This window comes from Microcystis sp. M061S2, assembly GCF_020245605.1.
In the GTDB taxonomy this organism is placed as follows: Bacteria; Cyanobacteriota; Cyanobacteriia; order Cyanobacteriales; family Microcystaceae; genus Microcystis.
The window spans coordinates 1-3,646 of the sequence record NZ_JADBUP010000098.1 but is presented as its reverse complement, the minus strand read 5'-3'; the positions used below and the strand labels follow the sequence as shown (position 1 = coordinate 3,646).

Annotated in this window: 5 protein-coding genes; 1 reads left to right on the top strand and 4 read right to left on the bottom strand. The window is 42.2% G+C overall.

Going from position 1 to position 3,646, the window contains the following annotated elements; translation table 11 throughout:
- Positions 1–153: 153 nt before the first annotated feature.
- From IM475_RS16810 to IM475_RS16795, 4 genes are all read right to left on the bottom strand, one after another.
- Positions 154–945 (bottom strand): Uma2 family endonuclease, encoded by a 792-nt coding sequence (locus IM475_RS16810; RefSeq protein WP_287658423.1) that lies wholly within the window; start codon positions 943–945, stop codon positions 154–156.
- A 201-nt stretch (positions 946–1,146) separates the two neighbouring features.
- Positions 1,147–1,971 (bottom strand): Uma2 family endonuclease, encoded by an 825-nt coding sequence (locus tag IM475_RS16805; protein ID WP_287728362.1) that lies wholly within the window; start codon positions 1,969–1,971, stop codon positions 1,147–1,149.
- 196 nt (positions 1,972–2,167) lie between these two features.
- The gene (locus IM475_RS16800; RefSeq protein ID WP_287658420.1) at positions 2,168–2,641 is read right to left on the bottom strand and encodes a DUF29 domain-containing protein; all 474 of its coding nucleotides are present in this window, start codon (positions 2,639–2,641) and stop codon (positions 2,168–2,170) included.
- Between the two features lie 177 nt (positions 2,642–2,818).
- Positions 2,819–3,220, bottom strand: a complete 402-nt coding sequence (locus IM475_RS16795; RefSeq protein ID WP_287658418.1) for a DUF3782 domain-containing protein — start codon at positions 3,218–3,220, stop codon at positions 2,819–2,821.
- Positions 3,221–3,562: 342 nt separating this feature from the next.
- On the opposite strand from IM475_RS16795, the gene IM475_RS16790 reads away from it, so the two are divergent.
- On the top strand, positions 3,563–3,646 hold an 84-nt coding region (locus tag IM475_RS16790), incomplete at its 3' end, for an IS630 transposase-related protein (protein WP_287728364.1).

Genomic DNA, 3,646 nt, shown 5'->3' with positions numbered 1-3,646 from the left:
GTTCGATAGCTGGAATGTATATCTATCGTTGCTAATTCAATTTTACTTAAAAAATATGAGGCAATTAAAATAATTTTTATTCGGGTAGATTCCTTAACTAGAAAGACTTTTGGTCTTGAGATAATATTAGGTCGAGGTCTATTCATTATTTTCTCAATTTAACTGCCCGAATTGTTCCTGGTAACGAGCCAACAAAGCTTCTAGTTCTAGAACCCGCTGCCGTTCTCTTTCTGCGCGTTGAGCTTCCTGCTCGGCGCGTTGGGCTTCCTGCTCGGCGCGTTGAGCTTCCTGCTCGGTAGGAGTCAGTATCCAATTGCCGTCTCGTCCGTACCAGCGCAGCCACAACCGCTCAATGCCTTGACAATTTCCTGCCCAAAGTCCCAATCCCAATTGTACTTCCTCTAGCCACAACTGCTGGTTTTCTAGTCTTAAAGGCTGATATTTTCCTGATTTTAAGGTAAATGCCTGCAATTGGTTGCTGTAGCGATCAAACACCACGTAGTAGGGAATGCCTAAAATTCGTTCGTAAACTTCCCACTTGGTGGGAGGTTGGTTGATTCCCCGCACGGTACGCCCTAAATCTTCTGCTTCCGTTCCAGGAGAGAGTAATTCGATGGCGATGAAGGGAACAATTTCTTCCTGCCAAATCACATAACTCAGGCGCAATTCCTCTCCTTGGTACAGCCGCGAGACTCCCAAAGCGGCAAACCAGTCTGGCCGCTTGTACCATTGGGGATGGTAGGGGTCGTAGTAGAGATTTAGATCGCTGGCGATAAATATTTGTTCGGCAGGATAGTTAGAAGGTCGAAAGGTCTGGCGCAATAATTCGGGTTGGAAGAGATGAAATTCGTCAGGCAAGCCAGGTTCCTCCAGGTTTTCGCTGGGGAGGTCGTACATGGTTGGTAACATTTCTTTGGGTGGAAGGGACGGCGTTCTCTGGTACATGGGGGGAATGTTGCTAGTTTGGTGTTTAGTTTAGCAAGATAATATGGCATTCATGTCAATTTTAGACCCCTGAACGCCGCAAGCCTTGATGCACAATAAATCGGAACAGTCGTCAATTCCTCGTTCTCCATTGGTGAAAATGCCGATTCAAAAATGAACTACCCCACTGGGGGAGTCTTACCAAAATCCGCCCAGAGGAAGTTAGAGACTTTCGGGATTAATCCCCAATTCCCTGAGTTTAGCCGCCAATCGCTCGGCTTTTTCTTCGGCTTCCTCAGCTTTCTGTTGTGCTTCCTCAGCTTTCTGTTGTGCTTCCTCAGCTTTCTGTTGTGCTTCCTCAGCTTTCTGTTGTGCTTGCTCAGCTTTCTGTTGTGCTTCCTCAGCTTTCTGTTGTGCTTCCTCAGCCAACTCTCGCGGGGTTGGTAACAACATTCCATCTAAAGTTGCCCAGCGAATCCAGACGGTTGTTACCCCTCTATATTCTCCCTGCCAACGAACTAAAGCTAATCCCAAACGACCACTGATTAGCCATCCTTTCTCGTTGGGTTGCCGCGGTTCATATACACCATCAACCAAGACAAATTCGGCAAAATCTTCAGGGTTAAAAGGATCGTACCAGAAATATTCAGGGACTCGTAACTTATCTTGATAAATCTGTTTTTTCTCGGTTTTGTCTATTTGGTCGGTACTTTCTGAGAGTAGTTCAATCACTACATCGGGGGCTTTTCCCTCCTCCCAAGTAACCCAACTTTTTCGCTCCCCTTTTGGTACACTTAAGACGGCAAAAAAATCAGGTCCTTTGAAGTCTTGATTTTTTAGTTGTGCTGTACTGAAATAGACAAACATATTGCCACTGGCATAACCATCTTCTCGTTGGTCTAGCCAAGGTGATATAGTGTCTATTAACAGATCCATCTGCCATTTATGCCTTTGAGTTTCCATGGGTACTCCATCATCGCAGGGAAGTTCATCTTGCGTGGGTAATGCAGTTAACTGCATCGGTTGACTAAGCGTCAGAGTTTCCATATTTATGTCCTATATTTTGGGTTTAGTTATTTAGATTTCCTAGATTTTTTGCCCTCTTTCAGGCAAATGTTACTTTAATTGACTGGCTATAGCAATTCTAAATGAGTCGTGAACAGGCAGGGGGCTTAAGCCCCTTGTTCAGCTACCTGTTGTCAATGGTTGAGGGTATTACTATATGTTACATCACAATTCTAGGCTAAGACTCATTTAAGTAGAAATCATCATCCAAGAGCTGCTCAATTGAAAAAGGACAGGTGATTGGATACTCATTTTCTAATGGTATGCGAACGCCAAATTTAGCTTTTTTTCCATCTCTAATTGCCAGCTGGCGAGCGTCTGGATAGACTGAGGAAACTGCTGTTGACAGATAGGGATTGAGAGATGGAGTATCTCGTAAGCTTTTTTGAACTCGCTGCCGGTGTTCGTTGATTGAATCATACCAACTGCCTGTCATAGTCTCAGGCGCATCGCCTTGTATCTTGAGCTTGAGTAAATGAGCCAACAACACCATTAAGTTACTTTCTAAGGCTCTTTTTTCTGACTTGCCCAAGTCTTGTAATTCCTCAATTAAGTGTTCAACGTCTAGTCGTTCAAATTGACGATCTTTTAATTGTTGAATTGTCTGCTCAATCCACAAGTCAAAATCAGAATCATATAAAATAGGGGACATTTCTAGCAGTTTTATTAATGATATACATTGGTCAACCTTAATATTAACAAATATTGTCCTTTTTGTCAATTAGCGATCACCTGATAATTTCCTTGTACTATTTATCTTCCTTAACCTTCCTTTTATTAACTGACTTCTACATCTCTTGCAGAACTATAAACTTCTATTCCTAAATTTTTAGCTATTTCCTGCGCCTTGAAATCTACCGTCAGTGAAATAACTATCTTGCAGTTGGATTCTTGTTGGTGTCGCTGCTGATAAAATTGTACTTTTACTTATAGAGGATTGGATTTCGCCAATTATCAACAGTCCATTTTTGATTAACAAATCCAATTCTATCTGGTCTGGCCTGCCAAAGACTTCGCCTTCGTCATCATATTCAGTAACATTAATCACCTGCACTCCGAAAGACTCTTCTAAAATTGCTTTCAGAGCATCGCCGAAAGATTCCTCCGAGTGCTTTCCCCATATCGCTCCCAAAGCACCAACACCACTGTCGTAATCGTCCCGCATTTCCCTATCTTGGGGAATTTCGGGTATTTCTTGGCGGATAATTGCTTTGATTTCTTCTTGTGTCATGACTTTTAGATCGCAGGCAGCATCTTTAATCCTATTATATCAAAGGCGATCGCGGCTCTCAGTGCCAGATATAGATGCCAAGTTTATCAAACATATCTTCTGCACTTTGACAACTTACCATCTCTTCTTCTCGGTCGGTCTTTTTAAAGGTTTCCTCGGTTATTTTGTTGGGAATGTTATATCATTTTTCAAAAGTAATGACAGACTTAGTTGATCATTTCAAAGCGCAATCCCTCTCGGAGAAAGGAATTGCACTTTCAGATGTTATAGCCATTTCAAATAAGTCTGATACAAGTAAAAAATAGGGTAAAATAAGGAGAAACAAGCAACCCATACAGAAAAATGTCCTATAGCCTAGACTTGAGAAAAAAAGTAATTGATTATGTAGAGAATGGAGGAAGCATAACCAAAGCCGCCGCTATATTT